At 62.5% G+C, this 23,039-nt stretch carries 17 protein-coding genes and 1 pseudogene; 6 read left to right on the top strand and 12 right to left on the bottom strand.

What is annotated here, in order from left to right; genetic code table 11:
- Nucleotides 1-49 precede the first annotated feature (49 nt).
- The 3 genes from V4529_13260 to V4529_13270 all read right to left on the bottom strand — a co-directional run bounded on the left by V4529_13260 (nucleotide 50) and on the right by V4529_13270 (nucleotide 5,113).
- Nucleotides 50-412, bottom strand: a complete 363-nt coding sequence (locus V4529_13260) for a DUF1801 domain-containing protein (GenBank protein ID MES2359296.1) — start codon at nucleotides 410-412, stop codon at nucleotides 50-52.
- Complete coding sequence (locus tag V4529_13265; GenBank protein MES2359297.1) at nucleotides 409-3,585, bottom strand: protein kinase; 3,177 nt, start codon at nucleotides 3,583-3,585, stop codon at nucleotides 409-411. The genes V4529_13260 and V4529_13265 overlap by 4 nt, the downstream gene beginning before the upstream one ends.
- Nucleotides 3,586-3,721: 136 nt before the next feature.
- Complete coding sequence (locus V4529_13270; GenBank protein MES2359298.1) at nucleotides 3,722-5,113, bottom strand: membrane dipeptidase; 1,392 nt, start codon at nucleotides 5,111-5,113, stop codon at nucleotides 3,722-3,724.
- A 140-nt stretch (nucleotides 5,114-5,253) separates the two neighbouring features.
- Here V4529_13270 and V4529_13275 point away from each other — a divergent pair, with 140 nt between their 5' ends.
- Nucleotides 5,254-7,047 carry a M28 family peptidase gene (locus V4529_13275; protein MES2359299.1) on the top strand — a complete coding sequence of 598 codons (1,794 nt, stop codon included), beginning with the start codon at nucleotides 5,254-5,256 and terminating at the stop codon, nucleotides 7,045-7,047.
- A 142-nt stretch (nucleotides 7,048-7,189) separates the two neighbouring features.
- A complete protein-coding gene (locus V4529_13280; GenBank protein MES2359300.1) occupies nucleotides 7,190-7,684 on the top strand; it encodes a peroxiredoxin in 495 nt (164 codons plus the stop codon).
- A 74-nt stretch (nucleotides 7,685-7,758) separates the two neighbouring features.
- On the opposite strand, the gene V4529_13285 is transcribed toward V4529_13280, so the two are convergent.
- Nucleotides 7,759-8,307: a pyridoxamine 5'-phosphate oxidase family protein gene (locus tag V4529_13285; protein ID MES2359301.1), complete on the bottom strand. Its 549-nt coding sequence runs from the start codon at nucleotides 8,305-8,307 to the stop codon at nucleotides 7,759-7,761.
- Nucleotides 8,308-8,436: 129 nt separating this feature from the next.
- On the opposite strand from V4529_13285, the gene V4529_13290 reads away from it, so the two are divergent.
- Nucleotides 8,437-9,618: a ChaN family lipoprotein gene (locus V4529_13290; GenBank protein ID MES2359302.1), complete on the top strand. Its 1,182-nt coding sequence runs from the start codon at nucleotides 8,437-8,439 to the stop codon at nucleotides 9,616-9,618.
- A gap of 54 nt (nucleotides 9,619-9,672) precedes the next feature.
- Here V4529_13290 and V4529_13295 read toward each other — a convergent pair whose 3' ends face one another.
- Entirely contained in the window at nucleotides 9,673-11,268 is a 1,596-nt protein-coding gene (locus tag V4529_13295) for a M28 family peptidase (protein MES2359303.1), read from the bottom strand.
- Between the two features lie 115 nt (nucleotides 11,269-11,383).
- Nucleotides 11,384-13,381: a multicopper oxidase domain-containing protein gene (locus V4529_13300; GenBank protein MES2359304.1), complete on the bottom strand. Its 1,998-nt coding sequence runs from the start codon at nucleotides 13,379-13,381 to the stop codon at nucleotides 11,384-11,386.
- Nucleotides 13,382-13,607: 226 nt separating this feature from the next.
- Here V4529_13300 and V4529_13305 point away from each other — a divergent pair, with 226 nt between their 5' ends.
- Entirely contained in the window at nucleotides 13,608-15,206 is a 1,599-nt protein-coding gene (locus tag V4529_13305) for a peptidase S10 (GenBank protein MES2359305.1), read from the top strand.
- 75 nt (nucleotides 15,207-15,281) lie between these two features.
- Here the strand turns inward: V4529_13305 and msrA are convergent, their stop codons facing one another.
- Together msrA and V4529_13315 are read right to left on the bottom strand one after the other, a co-directional pair.
- A complete protein-coding gene (msrA, locus tag V4529_13310) occupies nucleotides 15,282-15,818 on the bottom strand; it encodes a peptide-methionine (S)-S-oxide reductase MsrA (protein ID MES2359306.1) in 537 nt (178 codons plus the stop codon).
- A gap of 179 nt (nucleotides 15,819-15,997) precedes the next feature.
- Nucleotides 15,998-16,492, bottom strand: coding sequence for a DUF2249 domain-containing protein (locus V4529_13315; protein MES2359307.1), 495 nt, complete (start codon nucleotides 16,490-16,492; stop codon nucleotides 15,998-16,000).
- Nucleotides 16,493-16,692: 200 nt separating this feature from the next.
- Here V4529_13315 and V4529_13320 point away from each other — a divergent pair, with 200 nt between their 5' ends.
- On the top strand, nucleotides 16,693-17,613 hold the full coding sequence (locus V4529_13320; GenBank protein ID MES2359308.1) for a CBS domain-containing protein: 921 nt from the start codon (nucleotides 16,693-16,695) through the stop codon (nucleotides 17,611-17,613).
- Nucleotides 17,614-17,723: 110 nt separating this feature from the next.
- On the opposite strand, the gene V4529_13325 is transcribed toward V4529_13320, so the two are convergent.
- The 3 genes and pseudogenes from V4529_13325 to V4529_13335 all read right to left on the bottom strand — a co-directional run bounded on the left by V4529_13325 (nucleotide 17,724) and on the right by V4529_13335 (nucleotide 19,625).
- On the bottom strand, nucleotides 17,724-18,623 hold the full coding sequence (locus V4529_13325; protein ID MES2359309.1) for an alpha/beta hydrolase: 900 nt from the start codon (nucleotides 18,621-18,623) through the stop codon (nucleotides 17,724-17,726).
- A gap of 320 nt (nucleotides 18,624-18,943) precedes the next feature.
- Nucleotides 18,944-19,192, bottom strand: a pseudogene (locus tag V4529_13330) (sigma factor).
- 13 nt (nucleotides 19,193-19,205) lie between these two features.
- Entirely contained in the window at nucleotides 19,206-19,625 is a 420-nt protein-coding gene (locus V4529_13335; protein MES2359310.1) for a hypothetical protein, read from the bottom strand.
- 224 nt (nucleotides 19,626-19,849) lie between these two features.
- Between V4529_13335 and V4529_13340 the strand changes: the two genes are divergently transcribed.
- Entirely contained in the window at nucleotides 19,850-20,704 is an 855-nt protein-coding gene (locus V4529_13340) for a hypothetical protein (GenBank protein MES2359311.1), read from the top strand.
- A gap of 102 nt (nucleotides 20,705-20,806) precedes the next feature.
- Here V4529_13340 and V4529_13345 read toward each other — a convergent pair whose 3' ends face one another.
- Nucleotides 20,807-22,882 carry a hypothetical protein gene (locus tag V4529_13345; protein ID MES2359312.1) on the bottom strand — a complete coding sequence of 692 codons (2,076 nt, stop codon included), beginning with the start codon at nucleotides 22,880-22,882 and terminating at the stop codon, nucleotides 20,807-20,809.
- Between the last annotated feature and the right edge of the window lie 157 nt (nucleotides 22,883-23,039).

Here is a 23,039-nt window from a genome sequence, read left to right on the forward strand (position 1 = left end):
ACGTTCGCGCTGGCGTCCGCCATCGCGATTCAGTCGGCGGCGCTCGATGTCATTGTCGCGCACGTTCCCGTGATAGAGCGGCTGCGACCTGGCCGATCAGATCGTACGGGATGGGCTCATTCAGGGGAAATCTGAGGTTGCCCTTTTCACCGCGATAGGGAAGTAGCGCTTTCTGAAGCTTGCTATCTCCCTTTACTGGCGGGTAAATGCCGATGTGCGTCTTGAACGCGGCGAAAAAGAAGAATACCCGGTCCAGCTTGAATGCAGGCATTTTGTAACTGATCGTTTCAACCGCCGCCGGAACGCGGGCTTTCACGATCCGTCGAATCTCTTCGATAATGGGTCGCGAGTCCGGAGGCAGCGATGCGAGATACGCATCGATGGTCGTGTGGGGGGTGAGCCCGCCGCTCATTTCGTCGAGACACTCGCCAGGCGCTTCCGTACATCCGCTACCTGCGGCTGGAGGTCGGGGTCGGCGTTCTTCCAGAGATCGACGAAAGCAGCGTAGTGTGCAGCGGCGCGTGTACGATCGCCCTTCGCCTCGTACAGCTCGCCCAGCCGTCGCTGTACCAGGGCCAAATTCACCATGTCGTTGGCGAACCGGTCGATGGTCTGGCAATGAAGGTATTGCTCGAACATCACTATGGCGGAATCGGGCATGTCTGCCCTGTCGAATGCGCGGCCCGTATTGTACAGGACAGTCGACGGATCTTCGTTCACCGGCCCATCGGGAAGGCTATCCGCCTTCCGGAATTCGGTGACTGCATCGCGCGCCCGGTTCTCCGTGAGCGCAATCTCAGCCTGGATCCGATGCGCGTCCGGTTGACGATTACGCCGCGTAACCGTGTCCGCAATCTGCGCGATCTGAGCAAGCACAGCGCGTGCGCGATCGGTGCGTCCCAGCGCAGCGTACGCGACGCCCAGGTCGCCGTATGGACGGTCCAGCTCGGGCAGTGATGCAAGGGGCAGCGCAGCAGTTACCGCGTCCAGCCGCTTCAATGCGCGATCGCGCTGTCCGCGCAGCCACCAGTCCATCATCACGAACGAGATCGAGTCCGTGAGTGGCGGGCTGGTGGAGAGACCGGCCTCGTGCTGCATGGCAGTGGACTCGTCGTACAGTCGCTGTCCCTCGGCGAGCCTGCCGTGAATGATTGCAAATACGCCCCGGCTACTCCGCATGGCCTGCCGCATCTCCGGACTCGCCGTAACACGGTCCACGCTGTCGGCAAGTCGCTCTGCGGCCATGGCGTTACCCTCGGCGTACTTCGTTATTACCGTCGCCGAGAGCACTCCGGGCCCCTGGCTTTTCTGCAACGCGCTGGCCAGCGCCGAATCCGCACCGGCATTCTTTCCCTCGACGGCCAGCACGAACGCGAGGTTCGTCGATGCGAGCGAATTGCCCCCCGGCTGGTGTACGGACAGGCGAAACATCTGTTCTGCCTGCGCAAACTTGCGGAGGCTGTTGTAGTTCACACCGAGATTGTTCAACGCGTACGCCGAATCATTTCCGGTCGAAAGCAACGCCTGGTACGCTGCAATGCTCTTCGGCCTGTCCATTCCTGCGCCGGACCCATAGTACGTGCCTTCAGCCATGTACCGTTCCTGATCCGTCAGGCGCGATCGCAACTGGAACGCCTTCAGGATCGCTGCGGATGTCGCCGAAGGGGGGTATCCACCGTTCTGATAGCCCATGGCGAGTTTCCGCCACGCCATCGCGAAGCCTGTATCGATGGTCACGGCTTGACGCAGGAGAGGAATTGCCTTCTGATAGTCCTGTTCGTCGTCGAATACACGTGCACCCTCGGTGTACGCCTTGAGCGCGTCATATGAGGCGGTAGTCACCTGGGCGAGCGGCGGGCTGTCCTGGACACTTTTGAGTGACTCGCCGATCTTTCCGCGCAGCTTGCGCGTCACTTCATCCACGCCGCTGACGAGCTGAGACGGGCCGTCGACGGTCGTCTGATACGACGCGAGCACATCGCCGGAATCCGCGGAAACGAGCCGCAGCGCTATGACGAATCCGTTGCCGAGTCCAGTGACGTCGCCAGTGACGAACGCCTTGATACCTTCACGCGTTGCAAGCTGGCGCGCGAGCGTGGGTGTGAGCGGAGTGGTCGGCGGCAGCTGCATGCGCGCCAGTGCGGACGCAACACTCGCCTGAGTGAACAGAGTTATCGAATTCGACTGACTCAGATTCTGGCGTACGCCCTCGGCGACGACGTGTCCCACGCTCGAATCGGTGTGGCTCGTCGCGAAGTCCGCAATGAGAACCGGATCGCGTTGAGTGAGTCGGCCCTCGGCGAGGAGCGATCCAACCGGCCCGATTCCGAACGCGCGCATCACCATGAATGCGACGACGAGTGCGGCAAAGGCACCGAGCGCGTACACACCGCCGCGTGTCGTACGCTGCCACGAAACGTGTGGGCTCGCCCGCAGTGCGATCGTCGCCATGGTTCCGTGCGCTTCGTGTCCGCCGCCGGGCGTGATCGCCGGCGTCGTCGTGAGCGCGCGACGCGTCACGCGCTGCACGTATCCCGTGAACAGGATCACCGGAAGCCCGAGCGCCATCACGGCAAGCGCGCCTGGCATGACCCAGTCGGGTAGACCGATCGTGATCATCGCGGCTCGCACCACGACCGTCACTATGATCACAGCGACCGCGTATGCAATGAGCGCACGCCGGAACGCGCCGGGCCCTTGCAACAGCACCGGCGGAAGCGATGGCACTCCCCATCCGCTGGTTACTACGTTCAGCGCGAGTATCACTTCAGCCGCGCTCTGCGGTCTGTCGTCAGCATCCTTCGCGAGGCAGCGCATCACGAGATCGCACAGTGCCGCTGGTGCATCCGGCCTGAGTGACGCGATGGGTTTCGGTGTCTCGCTGATCTGCGCTGCGAGTACGCGTTGCGGCGAGCGATCGTGAAATGGCGGATGACCCGCGAGAAGCTCGTATGCCATGCAGCCGAGCGCGTAGATGTCCGCGCGCGCATCGGTGTCCGGATCGCCGACCGCCTGTTCCGGCGCCATGTATGCCGGCGTCCCCATCGACGTGCCAAGCTGCGTGAGCGTCGCACCCGCACCGCCGGTGCGCGACGCACTCAATGCCTTTGCGATTCCGAAATCGGTGACGACAGCCGTGCCGCCAGACAGAAGAACGTTATCCGGCTTGATGTCGCGGTGCACGACTCCGCGCTCGTGCGCGTACTGGAGTGCGCGCGAAACGTCGCCAAGAATTCGTACGATGTCGAGAACCTGGAGCGCAGGCTGATGCCCGAGCCTTGCGCGGAGCGATTCGCCTTCGACGAACGGCATCGTGTAGAACGGGAGCCCGTCCGTGTCTCCGGTCGAGAGCAGCGGAACGATGTTGGCCTGCTGCAGCGATGCAGCCAGCCTGATCTCCCGCTCGAATCGCTCCGCGCTGATCCCCGCCGCGAGTTCCGGCGAGAGCACCTTGACGACGACCTTTCGACCAAGCCGAAGCTCGTCGGCGAGGAAGACTTTCGACATTCCGCCGCCGCCGAGCTCGCGTTCGAGGACGTAGGAGCCTGCGAGGGTCGTTTGTAGTCGGTCGAAGATGTCAGCCATGTGGCGACAGCGGATTTTGGGGGGCGAACGTTAGACGAATCTACGGCTTAATGTGGTGCGCGCCAGACAGAAACGCCGACGGCACCGTTCGCGCGCCTCCCCTCTCCATGCAGGGAGGCGCGCCGACCTCAGCTCGCTAGCTCCCGCGCTGCAGCTGCGCGGCCACGGTTTCGGCCTGTCCCATCACGCGCAACAGGTTACCGCCCCAGAGCTGCCCGATCTGCTTTTCCGTGTACCCGCGGCGGACGAGCTCGATCGTGACATTGGGGGCTTCCGCCGCGCAGTTGTATCCGTCGATGCCGCCACCGCCGTCGAAGTCCGAGGAGATGCCAACATGATCGATCCCGATCAGCTTGACGGCATAATCGATGTGATTCACGAGATCCTTCACGGTCGCGCGCCGCGCGGGCACCGGCGCTGGATAGCTGGCGTTGATCGTGTCGATCCGGGCCTGGTATCGCGCGCGCGTTGCGTCATCCATGGAGGCAAGGGGATTCGCGCGTTGGCCACGCGCGACGGACTGCGGCTCAGCTGGCGGGTCGCCAATGGAGCATGCCGCCGACCGTGCAGCCGGGGTCTGGCCGCCGCCAGTGCTACCGGCGCTGAAACCGACCGCTGCCATCGGCAGGTTGTACTGCTGCGCCAGCGCCTCCAACGCTGCCGTCCGTTCCTTCGAAGGCGCGGGCGTGCACACCAGGTACGACGAGAAGGCCACAGTCTGCATCACGCCGCCGTTCTTCTTGAGTGCGAGCAATTGCTCGTCGTCCAGGTCGCGCGATGCCGAAGGGCACAGCGCGCGCACGGCCGAGTGCGATGCGATGACCGGCGCCTTGCTGTTGGCCATCACCCACATGTTCGACTCCCGGGACGGGTGCGAGATGTCGAGGAGGATGCCCCACTTGTTCGCTTCGGCGACCACCTGCTTGCCGAGCGGGCTCACACCGTGCCACATCCACACGTTGTCGGCCTCGCCCGTGTTGGAGTCGGACAGCTGGCTGTGACCGTTGTGCGAGAGCGAGAGATAGCGTGCTCCACGATCCGCGAACTCCTTGACCCGCGTGATGTCGGTGCCGATGCCGTAGCCGTTCTCTACGCCCATCAGCGCGACCAGCTTCCCGCTCTTGACGATGCGGCGCACATCAGCGGCGGTACGCGCGATCTCGATCTGGTCGGGCGCCATGGTCTCTGCGAGCTTATGCACGGCGTCGAACTTGGCGACGTCGGCCTCGTACGCGTGCTGGTATCCGGAATCGGTCAGCTCGCCCTGTCCCACGTAGATGGAGAAGAAGATGCCGTTGTAGCCGGCCTTCATCTTGGGGAGATCGACCTGGCCGCGGAGTCCGGTGACGTAATTGGGCGGCGTATCGCTCATGGATGAGGGGTTGAAATCCACGTGCGTATCCAGCTTGATCACCCGATCATGTATCGCGCGAGCCCTGGCAATGAGGGCGTCGCTCTGCGCGTGCACGTTCGTTTCGGCGACCAGACAGCAAAGGGCGAGCAGGGACAGGCGGAGGCGTAGGGGCATGACTGTCTCGGGGGATGGGTTTGGGATGGTCCGCAATCATCAAGTTACCCCCGGGTCCCGGCACTGTCGAACGACGTGGTCCCATGGCACGTATGTTTTTCAGGGAATTCATCAACCCTTCACCTCTGCATGAGACTTCAGTGAGCCATCGCTCCATTTCTCGAAGTGTCGCGGCACTGTCCGTGGCGCTCGCTCTCGCCGCGCCTGCGCTTTCGGCGCAGCAAACCTGTCCGGCGGTCGAGCCGGGCGCTACCATGCCTCTCAAGTACAAGGGTGGCCCGACGGTCGCAGCCATCACTCCGTGCGACCTCATGACGCGCCTGTACATCTACGCGGATGATTCGCTCCGGGGCCGCGAAGCGGGAACTCCGGATGCGATGCACGCTACGGCGTACATCGCAAGCCAGGTGCGGAAGCTGGGTCTCAAGCCGGCCGGCGATCACGGCACCTATTTCCAGAACATGCCGGTAACTGCGCGCAGCGTAACGACGACGTCGACGATCAGCGTCGGTGGGAAGACATTCCACGCCGACAGGGACTTTGTCCTCTCCGCACCGCCCGCCAATCACAAGGTGTCGGCTCCGGTCATCTTCGGCGGAACGTTTGGTGACACGGCGGCCGAGCTCACTGCCGATCAGGCCAAGGGGAAGATCGTGGTGCTGATGGCACCGGCCGGTGGCGCCCGCGGCTTTTTCCGGCGCGCGCCCGGCAGCGCCAACCCGCTGGCCGATGCGGCGGCGATCGTCACGGTCACGGAGACGCTCTCGAAGCCGCGCTTTCAGCCGGTGCTCAATGACACGGTGCAGAATTCGGGTCGGGAGGCATATGCTGCCAGCCATCCGAACGAAGCCAACGCACGCGGTGGACGCGGCGGATTCGGCGGCGGTGGTCTCAACATCACGGTAACGCCGCAGGTCGCGAGCGCACTGCTTGGAAAATCAGTAGAGAGCGCCGCCCGCGGTGATGCGGGACCGTCCGCAACGATCGACATTCGCGTGAAGACTGCCGCTGCGCCGACGCGCAGTGTCGTCGCCATTTTGCCTGGCACGGATCCCAAGCTGAGCAAGCAGTACATCGTGATCGGCGCGCACGCGGATCACATCGGCGTTTCGGGCGTGCGTCCGGTCGTCGAGCACGATTCACTCAAGGCGTACAATGAAGTGGCGCGCGTGGAAGGCGCCGACACTCGCAACGCGCCCGAGCCTACGGCAGAGCAGTGGGTGCGGATCAACGCGATCAAGGATTCGTTGCGGAAGATCTATACGCCGCGGCTCGACTCGATCAGCAATGGCGCGGATGACGACGGCTCCGGCTCTGTGTCGATCCTCGAAATCGCGCAGGCCTTTGCACAGGGACCGATCAAGCCGAAGCGGTCGTTGATCTTCATCTGGCAGATGGGTGAGGAGAAGGGACTCTGGGGCTCGGAGTGGTTCACGAATCATCCGACGGTTCCGCGCGATTCGATCGTGGCGGATCTGAACCTCGACATGGTAGGACGCGGTGCAGCGACCGACATCACTGGCAAGAACAAGGCTGGCGAGGAGCTCAAGGGCGCGAGCAATTATCTGCAGCTCGTCGGATCCCGCCGTCTGTCAACGGAGCTTGGCGATATCGCCGAGAGTGTGAACAGCAGTCAGCCGGTTCCGTTCTCGTTCGATTATTCGATGGATGCGAACGGACATCCGCAGAACATCTATTGCCGCAGCGATCACGCCAACTACGCGCGGTACGGCATCCCGGTAATCTTCTTCACGACGGGCGGCCACGCAGATTACCACCAGGTGACGGACGAGCCGCAGTACATCCAGTACGAGCACATGGCTCGCGTCGACAAGCTGGTGTTCGACATCGCGACCAAAGTTGCGGATCTGGATCACCGCGTAGTTGTCGACAAGGCGAAGCCGGACAGTCCGTTCGCGCGGTGCCAGCAGTAGAGGTTTCGGTCAGACGCTAAGGATCCGTAGAAGCACAGCTCCGGTGCCGACATGTCGGCACCGGAGCTGTTTTGCATGAGCGCTTTGGTCGGGCATCTCATGGATGTTGCTGCACGAGCGCGCTCGAGCGTAGGTTACAGGTATGAAACTGACCGCAGGCGCTCTGGCGCCGGACTTCGAGCTCGAAAGTACCGCGGGCACCGTGTCACTCGCCGGACTGCGTGGTTCGCGAGTGGTACTCTATTTCTATCCAAAGGATGACACGCCCGGTTGCACGCGCGAGGCATGCTCGTTCCGCGACAGCATGAGCCGGCTCCAGGGTCACGGCGCCACGATACTCGGCGTCTCCAGAGACTCGATGGATTCGCACCGCCGCTTTCGCGAGAAGTACGGCCTTCCGTTCGCACTCGCGTCGGACCCCGACAACACTGTGGCGAAGGCCTACGGAGCCTTCGGAAAGAAGATGATGTACGGCAAGGAGGTCACGGGGACCATCCGCTCCACGTTCCTCATCGATCCGCAGGGACGCATCGAGCGAGTGTGGTCACCGGTGAAAGTTGACGGGCACGTAGATCAGATACTTGCTGCATTCGATGAAACTCATCCATCGGCGAGTGGAAAGAAGACGATACAGTGAAGCTCAGTCTCACCCCGTGCGCGGCGTCGCCTTCAACGCTCGGCAGCGGCCGCACGGTGGACTGAGCAGGACCGCTACGGAGCTGGTAGTGTCTGCGGCGTTCCGCTGCTCGAGTGGCGGCCCCGAATCGTGTCGACGTGTATACGGAGAAGTTGTACGCGCTGAGGCATCGGATCGTCGGCGGTGAGTATCTGCGGGACGGCCGTTCTCAACAGGTGCACCGCGGTCTCGAATCGAAACCAGTCGGCTGATTGCATGTCCGGGGAAAGGAACTCGACCGCTCCCACGACTTCCACGGAACGCCAATCATAGACGCTCTCGGCTTCATGCACCTCGAACGCTGCCCACGGATGATGCCTGGCCATTATGAGATCTTCGCCAAGTTCCGTGCGTATGTATATCCATCCCGCGGAATAGATGTAGTTGCACAATTTCAGCCGCACGAGGTCATGGAAACTGATTCCAACATGACCCACATGATGCCGACCGAGCAACTCGAGCGCCTCGTCGTTCGACAGCTCTCGCAGATCCACGTGCAACTTGGCTCGACTCGGTGTTGCGGCAACGCTATCGCCACTGCCGGATGCAGCGTTCTGTGATGGATTGTGCGTGGATCCGATCATCGTGGCTTCTCCTGTGTAAATTGGTCGCCGGCTTGGTGGTATCCGATTCCACACTGCTGGATTCGTGCCGTTCACAAGTGGGTTGCAAGAGCTGAAGTAAAATATGCCGAGCCCCATTTGTTTCCTTGCATGACACCTTTGGGCAATAGCCGGGAGCTCCGGTCGCTCAGGGCAACGCTCGACCTCCGACTATGGCGCGGTCGACGCGCTATACCGATATTCCTGATTGGCACGCCGGTGATTCTCAACTTCCGCGACTACGACCATACCGAGATGCAAGCTTTCTATTCGTTGGAGAAACATCATCGCGCATTCGTCAATGTGCGATCCGTCATTGTGGCGACTCTGGCATTCGCGCTGGCGGCGTGTGCATCGGCTGGAAGTCGCGTCACGCCAGTAACATCACCAGCAACACCGTCCGTAACATCATCTGCACCACCCTCTGCGGCATCGATCAGGGTGACGACGCCGGGCTATCGGATAGTCTCACCCGCTGCGCGCGGCGACGTGACGATGCCGCAGATGCTCGATCGGCTGTCGCGCTCCGACGTCGTGTTCTTCGGCGAGCAGCATGATGATCCGGAAACGCACCGCTCCGAAGCGGAGGTGCTCGACGCGATCGGCCGCCTCGGACGACCGGTCGTGCTTTCACTCGAAATGTTCGAGCGCGATGTTCAGCCGGTGATCGACAATTATCTCGCTGGTCGCATCAGCGAGGCTGAATTTCTCGCACGCAGTCGGCCGTGGGCGAACTACGCCCCGGCTTACCGGCCGCTGGTGGAGCTGGCTCGTACGCGTCACTGGCCTGTCGTCGCCGCGAACGTGCCGCGCCCGCTCGCATCGGCTGTGGGACGAAAGGGGATGGCCGCGCTCGACAGCCTCACACCAGGCGAGCGGTTGACAGCGGCACGCGAGAATGTCTGCCCGATGGACGACTATCATGCGCGCTTCATGGATGAGATGCACGGGCATTCCACCGGCTCGGGTGGCGCGACCGAGCCCGGCGATTCACTTCCAACCGCGATGGCCGAGCGTTTCTACGTGGCGCAGTGCGTGAAGGACGAGACGATGGCCGAGTCGATCGTGAAAGCGAAGCGCGCGGCGCCGCGCGATGCGATAGTCGTTCATTTCGACGGCGCCTTTCACAGCGATTACGCGCAGGGCACGGTGGAGCGCGTGAAGCGGCGCGAGCCGTCGTGGAACCTTGTGGTGATCAGTGCCGTCCCCGTCGCCGACCCATGGGTGGCGCCGATCGCGCCGGAGAGCGGCGTCGCGGATTTCGTCATCTTTACGAAGCGGCCCTCGCACTAGGCCCAATCACCACGCCGATACACGGCCGAACGCTCAGGCCCGGTGACGCATCGCTCAGCGCCGCTGCGATGCCTCCCAGCTCCGCGGCGGCACGCGGCACGACGGAACGCGCATCGGCTGATTGGTGCGCTGATCGATCGGCGGCACTCGGCGGGTGCGCGAGACGAAAGTTGGATCTTCCGACGCTTCGTACGCGAACAGCGCGACGAGCGTTGCGTTCCGCTTCACGTTGTCGAAGTTGATCTTGTCGTAGGTGTCGCGATTGGTGTGCCACGTGTAGTCTGTGTACGACCAGTCGGACGACGTCAGAAAGAATCCAGGTGCGCCGTAGCAGTCGAACGCGTCGCTGTCGGTGCTCTCGTTGTGTGCGACTCCCGGGAACATGAGCGAGACGTTGCGCGTCATGTCCGCCGGCATGCGCGACATCCAGCGCGCGAGCGACGGCGTGGCGTCGATGAATCCGTTCGTCTGAACGCTGTCGATCTCGCCGGTGCCGTTGTCCTGATTGAAGAGTGCCTGCAGCCCTTTCAGAACTTCCGGATGATCGGCGGCGAATGCCGATGAGCCGATCTCGCCCTCCTCCTCGCCGCTCCAGTGACCGACGAGTATCGTGCGCTTTGGATGCGGGTACGCTGTCTTGAGAATGCGCATCGCCTCGAGCATCGTGATCGTGCCGGTGCCGTTGTCGGTTCCACCACTACCGGAGTCCCATGAATCGAGGTGCGCCGAGAGCATGACGTATTCGTCTGGCTTCTCGGTGCCCTTGATCTCCGCAATCGTGTTGAACACCGGCGATTCAGTTGGTGCGAGCTTGGCGTTGGCTATTGCATGGACGCGCGGAGTCTGTCCGTTCGACGCAAGTCTGGCCAGCAGAGAGTAGTCCTCGCACGACACGTCGAACGACGGAACGTCCGCGGCGCGCGACGATTGAATCTTGTCGACGCCCCAGCCGCGCGACCAGCCATTCGAGAGGACGCCGGCAACACCAGCACGCGCGAGCAACGCGGGAAGTGTGCGACCATCTACATGCGCCGCGGTGAATCTCGCACGCCATTCCGTGGCCGCACTGTCACGCTGAAACACCGCGTGCTGGTACGTCGCCGAATCGGCCCAGCTGCGGATGTCGGCGTCGGGACGACACGTTACTTGCGGCTCGCTGATCAGCACCAGCTTGCCCTTGATCGTGCCAAGCCAGCGTGCGAAGCCTGCACTGTCGATGATCTGGCTCGCGGTTGGAATAATGACGACGTCGGCCGTCACTCCCGCGGCGGGGGTGGCTGCGCTCCACGCGTGCATCGTCGCTTCGAGGACCCGATATCGCGGCGACACCAGCTCGAGCGTGCTCTTGCCGCGGGTCCAGTCGCGCCAGGTGCCGTACTTCTCGTTCCGGGCGTCGATGCCCCACGACTTGTACGTCTTGAGCAACCAGTCGTTGGCCGCGCGGTTCGCCGCCGAGCCTGTGAGCCGCGGCCCGATGGAGTCCATGAGCGGTTGTGCGAGGCGCTCGAGCTGGGAGTGGTGCATCCCTTCGTCGTAGATCTTCTGGACGACGGGATCGCCCGAGGGGTTATCCTGCGCGCGGACGGGGGCCGCACCTATGAGAGTAGCCGCGACGGCGGCGACGGTTGCAACGAGGAGGTGTGATCGCATGGACCAATGGTACTTCCCCGAACGAGGTGATCGCCAGTCCGGTCGATCCATCCGTCCGTCGCGCCCATAATTGGGCTCGTTCACCACTGGCCGCGCGAACCCGGGTGCGGCGATCTCACGGCTTTCTTCGCGCCTTCACTTCGCTCGCCGTAATCTTCCTGCTGTTGTTTCCCCACGATGATCGCTCGTGATTGATGATGTCTGCGATCTGTGTGTTGTTCAATAGACCGCTGAATGGGGGCATCGCGCCTGGATAAACTGTACCGCCGATGTTCTGCCCCTGAAGTCCGTGCAACACCACGTCGATTTGCTTGGCCGGATCGGCGTCCAGCACGACGAGATTTCCCTTGAGCGGCGGGTATGCACCCGGTATCCCCATGCCGGTAGTCTGATGGCACGCGGAGCACGTGGTTGCGAAAGCCGCGGCGCCTCGCGCTGGATCGTAACTATACGGGCCGGGCGGCTCTGGAGGCGCCGCGCTCGCGACGGCCGTCGTTGTGTCGAGTGCCGGCGTCGCGGCGACGGGAGCCGCGACTCGCGACGAGCCAACCGGGCGAACCTCGATGACGCCGAGCGCGCCGACCATCAAGTGCGCCATGTCGTGATCGACGAAGGCGTACTTGCCAGGCTTGGGAATCACCAAATCGAATACGGCCCCCGCACCGGGCCCGACGGTGTACGTGGAGACGCCGCTCAGCGCATGCGACGCATCCCCATCGGGATAGACCTTGTCGAACATGGAACCGATGACGTGAAACGAAGTCCACAGGTTCGGGCCGCCGTCGATGAGGTAGATGCGAATGCGATCGCCCGCGATGGCGACGAGTGGACGGTCACGGTACTGGAACGCGACGCCGTTGAAGACCACTTCGTCGGGGCGCTCGGCCAGCATCCGGTCGTAGTTCGCGGTCATGAGATGTCCGGATGCCTGCTGCGTGTACCACTCGCTCTGCAGGATCACGAAACTTTCGTTCGCAGGTGGAAGCGGGGTCGCCGGATCCACGATCAGTGCACCGTACATTCCGTTCCCGACGTGCAACAGAATGGGCTGCGTCTCGCAGTGGTAGATGAACGCGCCAGCCACGTTCGCAACAAATGAAAACTTGAGCGACTTGTTCGGCTCGATGTCGATGTAATTGAGATTCGGTTCTGTCTCGGCGGCATGAAAGTCGATGGAATGCTTCATGTTGCCGTGATTGGTGAGCGTCACGTTTACCGTCTGTCCCTGGCGCACGTGAATGATCGGACCCGGGACGGTGCCGTTGTACGTCCACGCCTGATACTCGACTCCGTTCGCGATGGTAACCGATTCGTCCGTGACGACAAGATGCAGATCGACGCTGTTGCCGGTGCCGAGAAGCGGCGGCAGGTGTGCATCGCGAGCCTTCGCGATCGGCGCCTGAGAAGCGAGCGAGAGGGGCGACACCGCGGCAGCTGCTGCGCCAGGCGATGGCGACCTCACGTTGAACGCGCTGTGCAGGCCGCCGATCAGCATCACGAGCAGAGCGAGAACGCCGAGCATGGCAAAGATCTGGATGCGCCATGGAAGACGCTCGGGTTCGGACGCGAGCGTATCCGCCGTGCCCCACTCCGCGAACCGCCGCCAGCGCGGCCACCGATTCTCGATGTGATAGTCCAGACTGTAAGGGCTGCGCCCCCCGCGGCTGTTGATGGCGATGAGTGCGACGAAGATCAGCACGTAACTGATCGCAGTGCCCATGTTCGTCGCACCGACCGTGTACGGACCGCCGAACCCCTCAGCGGTGCTCCAGATCAGTAGACTGAACAGGCCGCCCACGATGTAGAGGATCTTGCGCGCGAAGCCCGTGAGCAACGCCACGGCGATCGCGGTTTCAATGATGCGCGTGAGCCATGTGAAGAGAAGGGCGTGCGGCGTGACCAGCGCGATCCACATCGAGAACCAGCCTGCCAGCCAGGCGGGCTGCCCCTGTGCGGCGTTGTGCAGATAGCCTACATAGTGAACCGCGAATTCCGGTGACCACGTCAGCGCCGCGCCAACCGCCCATACGACACCGAAGGCTACACGCAGCCCTGCGGCTGCAACAGCCGGCCAGGTCCTGTGCGTGTCTACGTCAAGTTGCGTTTGTGACATCTGTCACACACTCCGTGGTACTCAGGCCGCCAACAGGGTCGCCTGCGCCGGTAACCGGTGCGCGCGATCGTATGTTATTAAAGTACAGATAATCCTGCGGCTTCGTTGCTGCTGGAGCGGCTGGCGCTTCGCGCCCACCCAAGCCCGCTCGGCACCCCTTCGTATTGACCCACTCTCCCGGCGCGTCCATAATTGGCCTCGTTCATCACCAACGAGGAAGCAAGGCATGAGTGCAACACGAATGGCGATCGGCGCCCTGGCGGCTCTGGTCGTCACGGTACCGGCAGGCGCACAGCAGCGGGGACGGGGACGTCCCGGCAACTCGACGACGACGGATACAACGACGTCGGACACGACAATCTCCCAGACTACGCCTCGGGGCGTGGTCCAGTCCGCGCAGACGATTACGCGGACCACGACAGCCATGCCCTACAAGCCGATGCCGGCGATTGACACTACCGTTGTCACCCAACACACGGCGACCATCGGGGGTCAGCAGATCCACTATACGGCGACCACCGGCACCTACGTGGTTCGCGACGACTCCGGCGCGCCGAAGGCGACCTTCTTCTTTGTGGCGTACACGAAGAACGGTGTGCCGGACGTCGCGCGTCGTCCGATCGCCTTCGTATATAACGGCGGACCCGGCTCGGCGTCGCTGTTCACGCACATGGGGATGGGCCCGAAGAAGGTGGTGTTGACGCCCGACGGGCACGGCATGCCGGCGCCGTACCGCATCACCGACAACTCCGACTCGTTTCTCGACGCGACCGATCTCGTGTTCGTCGATGCGATCTCGACGGGGTACAGCCGCCCAGCACCGGGCCAGAAGCCGGCGCAATTCTACGGTGTCGTCGAGGATGCGACGTGGTTCTCCGACTTCATCTATCAGTACGTAACGCGCAACGAGCGGTGGAATTCACCCAAGTTCCTGATTGGCGAGAGCTACGGCACCACGCGCTCCGCCGAGCTGTCGGGCGTGCTGTTGAAGCGTCACGAGATGTACCTGAATGGAATCGTGCTGCTTTCATCGGTCGCCTTTGCGCAGTGGGGCGATGACGACCGCACCGAGTTCTTCCTGCCCGGCTACGTCACGACGGCATGGTATCACCATCTCCTGGCGCCGGATCTTCAGCAGCAATCGCTCGAGCAGATTGCGCAGCTGGGGCGCACGTTCGCGCACGGGGAATACGCGCAGGCGCTCGAGAAGGGTGACGAAATCACTCCCGCCGAATACCAGAAGGTAGTGAGCGACATGGCTCGCCTCACCGCGCTGTCGCCGACGTACATCGAGCAGTCCAATCTGCGCGTGAGTCCGCAGCGCTGGTTCACCGAGCTGCTCCGCAACAAGCGCGAAGTCCTCGGCCGCCTGGATTCACGATTCACCGGCTACAACCGCGACGCCGCCGGCGAGCGGGCAGAGTACGATCCGAGCGAAGCATCGTACGAAGGCGCCTTCACGGCAACGTTCATGGATTACGTGCGGCGTGATCTCCACTGGAAGAGCAACGCCTTCTACACGGTGACGGCGAATGTCCGGCCGTGGGACCGGTCAGCGCAAGCGCAGGTGGCCGAGACCCTTCGTAGCGCGATGACGCAGGAAACATCGCTCAAGGTGCGCGTGCTGGCCGGTTACTACGATTTCGCTACACCGTTCAACGGAATCGAAGAGACCGTATCGCACATGCAGCTGGAACCGTCGATTCGCAAGAATATCGGATTCGACTACTTCCCGACCGGACACATGGTGTACATCGATCAGCAGGCGAACGACAAACTGCATCACGACGTCGATGCATTCATCAACTCGAGCTACGAGCATTGATCCGTAGCGTGCAGTGACAGTGTTGTTCTCTCCGGCGCACCCGAACGAGTGCGCCGGAGAGAGTCGCAGCTGTCGTTAGTCGCGCAGATAGTGACAGCTGTAGCCGCCGGGATTCTTTTTCAGGTAGTCCTGGTGGTACTTCTCCGCACTGTACCATGTCGAAGCCGGTTCGATGGACGTCGTGATCGGCTTCTTCCACTTGCCTGACGCCTGCACGCGCGCGATCACCTGTTCCGCGATCTTCGCCTGTTCCGGTGACTGTGGAAAGATCGCCGAGCGATATTGCGTGCCGATGTCGTTGCCCTGCCGATTCAACGTTGTGGGATCGTGCAGGCGGAAGAACCAGTTCTCGAGCAGGTCCTGGTAGCTGAGCACCGAGGGATCGAAGGTGACTCGGATCGATTCTGCGTGCCCCGACTTGCTGTCGTGCGTGTCTTCGTAGGTGGGATTCTTGACCCATCCACCGGTGTAGCCCACTTCCGTGTCGATGACGCCGGGGACGTTGCGAAGGATGTCCTCGACGCCCCAGAAGCAGCCGCCCGCGAGGACGGCGACTTCAGTGCGGGTGGCGGCTGCTACGCCTGAGTCCGTTGCGTGCTGTTGTTCGTTCATTTCCGACCTTCCGTTCAAGCATTGGCGCATTCCATAATGCGTCAGTGAAAGTTAAATGCCTTCGGCGGCGAAAATGTCGCTGATGTCGCGACGCCCCGTGCCATGGGCGCGGGGCGATGCCAGACCATGGCCGTGACTCTGGCTGTGACTCTGGCTGTGACTCTGGCTGCCCGTGGGTATCAGCGCGCTGCCGTACGTCCGATTCGGACGCGCCAGACTTCCGGTCCTTCTTCCAGCGCGTCCCACGTGAATTCGCCCTTGTGCTCGGCGTCGAACTGATACCACAGCGGCTTGGGATCGTGATCGTTGACGAGCACGTATGCAGTACCCGGCGCGAGTGCTGCGAACTGGTCGAATATTATTTCGTGCCGCACCCTGGGTGTTTCAGGGCGGACGTCAATGATGCGGTCTTCGGTGTGCATTGCGGCCTCCATTTGAGCCTGGCGTTGCTCTGCTTCGAGTTTCTGCTCCATGCGGGACAGAAAGTGCATCGCGCCATTCAGGCGCTCGGCGTCATCGGGATAGTCGTCTCTCAGCAGCGACCAGCCTTCCGCCGCAAGCTGTGCGGCGGTGGATGGATGGCCCGCCTTGCCCAGCTCACGGCATGTGTGAGCGAGAATGCGAGTGAGTGCGTCCACGACAGCTGCCGTAACGACTTCCGGTGATGGTTCCATCATGTCAGGTGACAATTTGACCCTCCGCATGCAATCTGCAGTATGAACGCGCGAATTTGCAACGTGCATTGGCGGGATGCGGCCTGCACGCATTGATATTCGTGTGCACCCAACGCTCCTGCCTGGGGTATGAACGAAGTCGATACCGACGGCTCCCGGAAACCCCATTTGTGCGCTCACCCTGTTACAGGTGCAGTCTGATGCAAATACGTGAGATAATGAGCACCGACGTAGTTACGATCGAACCTCGCGAAGCGGCGAGTGCTGCGTGGGCGCGCATGCGGCGTCGCGGCATTCGGCATCTCGTGGTGGTGGACGAAGGGCGCGTTGTCGGCGTTCTCTCGGAACGCGACCTCGGCGGGCGATCGGGGGCCGCAAAGCGCAGGAATCGCATCGTGCGCGAGCTCATGACGCCGCGCGTGGAGACGATGGATTCGGACGCGAGTGCAGACTCTGCCGCGGAGCTCATGCGGGAGCGCCTGATCGGGTCGCTGCCTGTCATGGACGGCGATGACCTGGTTGGCATAGTCACCGCTACTGATGTGTTCGAAGCGGTCGACAATGGAACGCGCGGTCCGCTCAGTGGCGCCGAGCGACAGATGTTGCGCGCGCCAAGCAGCAGCAAGCGGCTGGGCGGGAGTCCGATCGTGCGCAAGCGAATCGCGGAATCGAGCGACGTCCGGCGCGAGCGACCGAAAATATCGAATCGGGACAAGCGAGAGCCGCTCACGGATCAACTCCCGAAACGGGAAAAGCGCGGGGCCGGCCGAACCGCCGGGCCGCAGGTGCCGGCAAACATCCGTGTGTCTGGAGTAGATCTGGATGACGAGGATATGGATTACATCCGTCAGCGGCTCGGTTTGAAACTCGGCAAGTTCGCTAGTTCGATAGAGCGCGTGACGGTGCGTGTGAAGGACATCAACGGCGATCGCGGCGGGATCGACAAGGTCTGCAACATCAAGGTTGTGGTGAGCGGACTCCCGAGCGTGGTGGTGGAAGGGCGATCCGACTCGACCAGGGTGGCCGTCAATTCCGCTCTGGCCGCGATCGAGAGTGCCGTGCGCCGGGTTGTGCAGCGGAGGCGGATGACCCCTCTCAGGACCGGTGCGGGAAGGGAGTAGGGGGACGGAGTGGGGACGGAGTGGGGACGGAGTAGGGACGGACTCCGGACTGGTCCGGGCCGAGTTGACCGGCAGAAAATGCCGGGACGGACTCCGTCGCCCCTAAAGCGTCATTTCGTGCCGCTCTCCCGGCGCGAGCCGCCTCGGCGCTCGATCGTGGCATGCTTCGGTGCCGTGAATCCCCTGGCGTTCAGCCACCATATGAAATCGTCGATCCAGTGGTCGCTGCTCGTGCCCTGCTTGCGCATGCCGAAGCCGTGTCCACCGGCGTTGAAGACGTGTGCTTCCGGTTTCTGGCCAGCTGATGTCAATGCATCGTAGAACCTGACGACGGGGACGCGCGCTACCGTGTCGTCCTGCGCCCACGCCATGAAAATCGGCGGCAGGTTGTGCGGGATCGCGGGCATTACTCCGAATGGCGCGCCGTAGATGAGCGCGTCGAAGCTCGGGCGCGTTGCCGCGTTCGGCTGCAGCATGGCTCCGCTCGCAACCATGCCGCCGGCCGAAAAGCCGATGATGCCGACCCTGTCAGGAGAGACGCGCCATTCAGCCGCGTGTTGCCGAACCACCTTGATGGCCTGAATGCCGTCCGCGATCCCGTACTTGCAGGCCTGATCCATGTCGATGTTGGTTGGAATCCCTTGCTGGCGTTTCTCCATCGTTCTGTACTTGAGCACGAACGCAGCGACGCCCGCTTTCTGGAGCGCGCGCGCGACATCGTTGCCCTCGATGTCCATTGCGAGCGCGACGCAATATCCACCGGGCGCGATGATGACACCCGCGCCGGTCGCAGTCGACCGGTCGGGCAGGTACAGGGTCAACGTAGGTGTCACCACATCGAGCGCGACGGTGCCGAGTGGAGCGACGTGCACTACCATCTCCTTCTGCTTCCAGCTCTCAGAGCCCGGCGCCACGCCAGGCCAGATGTCGATCGTCTGAGCGTGGGCGCCGAGCGCTGCAAGCAAGTAGAGCGCAGTCGCGCCGGCTTTGAGTAACGTCGTTGAGCGCATATTCCGCCGTGTGAACAGAATGCCGTGTCTCGAATACGACCGGATATTTCTCGAGTAAGCTATTCAGTCGCGTCGCAACGCAAGGCGTGCGCGAGGGGTTGTGCGAGGACTATTACTCGACGCTTACGCGGTTGTTACGGGAAGACCAAAACCGGGGTCAGTTTTGCCGGTCAGGCCATGCGGAGCTCACGGAACTGCAGCATGTTGCCGTCAGGGTCGTGAAACCTGGCGATCAGGCCCCACGGCTGCTCGATGACCTTGGGCGGTTCGAATTTCACTCCGTGCGATTTCACTGTGTCGAATTTCTTGCGGCAATCGTCGGCGTCGACGACGTCCTCGTGACGCGTGCTGCGCGAGCGAAGCATGTTCAGGCTTATCCGCGCGACCACAGTCGTCAGCCACGCGCGAAGATTCACGACTTCGTCAGGTTCTGCGCGACTGACGCGCAGCCACGCCTCCTGCACAGCGTCGTCCGCGTCGCTCATGGAGCCGAGCATGCGGTACGCCACGTCTCGCAGATGTCGTCTGTGCTCCTCGAACTGCTTCGCGAAACCGGGGTCAGAGTACAATTTTCTGAGCCAATTACAGGGTGTGACGTGCGGAAATTGTACTCTGACCCCGGTTTCTCACGCCCGGGGCCAGCTCGATCCGTCGTCCGAACGGATCTGTCACCGAAAGGATGGAGGTTCCGTGGGCTTCGTCGCGGATGTGCACCGGAAAACCCGCGTCCCAGCATCGCTCGGCGATTTCCTCAGGCTTGTCGACCTCGAGAACGACCAGGGGCCCGTTCGTGTCGGTCACTTCGAGCAGCGTGGTGCCGACGAGGAACCATAGACTGGGCGCGGCGCCCGGTCGCCGGTCGGGCCATACCTGCTGTCCATGCAGCACATCGGTATAGAAAGACCTTGCCGCGACGGCGATCACGTCGTGCGGCGTACGGGTTGCCCGCCACTGTATATCTGGTGCATGCGCGGTCGATGCGCGCAATCGTTGATAGAACATCTCTCACTCCGTCAAGTTTGGTGGACGCCGGCCGAAATGATGTCCTGCGGTCGGGGACACGACTATATGACACGAGTCAGGGGCCGTTTGTGACGGTGCGAGTGGGGAAACGTGGGGTCGGAGTATGGTTTCCCGACGAACTGCACTCCGACCCCGGTTTGTCCTGCAATTCCTTGACGGACGCGCTGGCGACTCGCAGCTTTTCACCCTCCTAAACAATGAGGTTGGAGATGCGTGGACTGTTCTGTGGCACCGTAGCGGTTGTCGGAGTGCTGGGTTGTGCTGCGTCTTCCCCTCCATCAAGTGGACACACCAGTGCGACCAGCTCGACCACCGAACCGGCGCTCGTCCGCGTCGTGGCTCACGACTTCGCCTTCGACAGCGCGCATAGCGTGCCGGCGGGGCTCGTCGCCATTCGCGTCGTGAACAGTGGTCGCGCCATCCACATGCTCGGCATCGCGCGTCTGGACTCCGGCAAGACTGTGCCAGACGTCTATCAGGCACTCGTCAAGAATGGATCCCTGGATTGGTTCAATGAGGTGGGGGGACCAGGCGCCGTCTCACCCGGGGATAGCGTGACGCAGTACGCGGTGCTCGAGCCAGGCAGCTATTCGATGATCTGCTGGTGGCCCGACTCTACCGGCAAGGCGCACGTGATGCTCGGAATGATGTCGACGCTCACGGTGACTGGCGAGACTGCAGGTGCCCCGATCGAGCCGACTCCCGACATTTACCTTCGGGAGCGCGACTACCACATCGCCGCGACCGGTGCGTTCACCGCCGGACACCACGTGTTTCGAGTGGACAACGATGGACCGCAGCATCACGACGTTGCAATCCTGCGAGTACTTCCGGGGAAGACCGACGCCGAAGTAGATAAGTGGCTCATGAACCCCAGCGTGAACAACGCGCCCGTTGAAGCAGTCGGCGGCACGGTTGGCATAGCGCGATGGGGGCACACGGAGTTTGCGGCCGATCTCAAACCCGGGAGTTATCTCATGCTCTGCCTGATCCCCGACGCGAAGGATCGCAAGCCGCACTTCATGCACGGGATGGTGACGAAGGTATCGGTGACGTAACCTTCGTCATGGTCGAGCCCGAAACCGGGGTCAGAGTGCAATTTTCTGAGTCAATTACAGGGTGTGCAGTGCGGAAATTGTACTCTGACCCCGGTTCCACGCTCACGTCAGAGCGGGCCTGTCCTCCGTCGCGAGCTGTGCGTTGGGCACCGTACTCTGGCCCGCCGCGTCGTGTAGCGCGCGGGTCATGAGCTGATCGTTCATCGCGGCGTGATCGGGGAGAACGGGGTATCGCACCACGAACTCCAGGGCGCGCTCCGTGAAGTGCACGTCCACGTGTGGCTCCGGTCGCGACGTATCGAAATCGATCAGTCTCTGGACTGTTGCGTGTTGCTCGTCGATCGCCTGCCGATAGGTTGCATATACGGAGGAGGCAACTTCTGCCAGACGGACCTGCGTGGAGTGCACGTCAGTGGTCGGCGGCAGTGTAAGGGTCACGCTGTGCCATATGTAGTCCGCCCCAGGAATCTGCTTGAACAACGCCTGCGGTTGAAACAGGACGGAGTTGGAAAGCACCACGATGCGCCCGGTGGACTGCAATTCGGGACCCGCGAGCTCCATGAGATAGATACGAACGAGCCCAATGTCGATCACACGACCGGTGACACCGGCGAGAGTGATACGATCACCGGTGCGCACGCCGTAGCGGCCGATCAGGAAGAAGTAGCCGACCACGGCGAGAATGACGTTCTGCAGTGCGAGAGCGAGTCCAGCGGTGAGGAAGCCGACATACGTGGCGAGCGATCCCATCTGTGATACGAATCCCATCACGATGATGAGCAACAAGGCCACCACGACGACTATTCGCCGAAGCAGCAGAAATTGTCTGCGTCTGCGAGTGTCGCGCAGATAACGGAACGTCGCTCTACGCCAGGCTTCCGAAATCACCAGGACCAGCAGGACGGACGCGATGAGCAGACCCAGGCGCCAGAGCAGTGCGTCGCGCACGGTGGCGGAGCGTGCGTCGAACGTTCCGCGCAACAACACCAGCGAGTTGCGAGCGTCGTCGGTGGAGATGTCCTGCTCGCTCAGCGGCACGACCAGCGTGGCTAGTTGCTTGAATTGTGCTGTGGCGTTCTGGAGTTGAAGCTGCGTGGTCAACAGCTGTTGCGGATCGGTCGACGCGCTGTCCAGCGGATTGGCGTGCAGCCTCACGAGCGTGCGCACCTGCGACGAGACACGCGTACGCATGCTGTCGAGTTCGCCGCCGAGGCTGTCGGTCTGGCGGATTGCGGCATCAAACTCGTACCGTATCCGTTTGAGAGCGAGCCACTCTCCAACGAGCGCCACCAGTCCGGAAGAGCTTTGTACGCTGCTCTCGGATGGCGACGGCGTCGACGGAGCTGTCGCTGCCGAAGCGGCCGTGTCGTTCCGTGTCTTCGTTCTGCCAGCCGCGGGGCTGGCCCTCGTTGCCACACTATCGTTGGCACCGGAGCCGCCGGTACTGTTGTCGCGCAGCTCCGGCACCGTGTGCTCGATCTCTTCGACCTGCGATGTCAGAGTGCCGCCTGTCCCCCCGCCGTGCGCCGCGGCAGCAACGGCGAACTGCTGAAGCTGCGTGACGGTGTTCTGAACCTCCCGCGCCAGATCCAGTGCGGCTTCCGCTTCCGCGCGTTGCGCAGTGAGAGTTCGTCGCGCCGGCGGCGTTGCGTGCGCGAGCGACGAGTCGATGGCGGCGATACGTTTCTGGATAGTATCCATCCGCGCCCCGATTCGAGTCGCCGCGCGGTCGAGACGCACGGCATCATCCGACGTATCGCTCGTACTCGCGTTCGGAACCCCGCCGTGCGGCGCCGCATCCACCATGCGCGCGGCGGCGCGAGCAAAGTCAAAGGCCGAGCGCAGCGCCACGAGTGCCGAGCTCCGCATTCCGTCACGAGTTCTGGTGCCGTCGGAGAGGTCGCTGTTCTGCGCGATCGTTTCGATGGTGTGGTACCACGTGACTGTCTCGTGCATATGGTGCAACACCGCGTCGGCGGATGGAGGCGACGATACCAGGGCGGGAACCGCTGCTGTTGGCGACGCTGTCCGTGCAGATTTCGCTGAAGGAGCGACGGCCGGGGCTGTTCGCTGCGTCGTGGTTTGAGCGGCGGCAGCGAGAGGAAGCAGTGCGGCAGCGAAGAGGATCGCACCGGTTGCGAGTCGCGTGACCGTGAGAGTAGCCCTGAAGCGGGTCACGGGGTGCATCCGGACTATGCTCTCATCCCGGGGTCGGCAGGAAGTTGTCGATTTAATGTTTCTCTCCTGCCCGCTGGTGAGAATTCGTGCAAAGGAGCCTGACGGCCCGGAGACAAAGATATCAGAGGTCAGCTGGAGTGCGGATGGGTGACGCGGT

This window comes from Gemmatimonadota bacterium, assembly GCA_040388625.1.
Lineage (GTDB): Bacteria > Gemmatimonadota > Gemmatimonadetes > Gemmatimonadales > Gemmatimonadaceae > Fen-1247.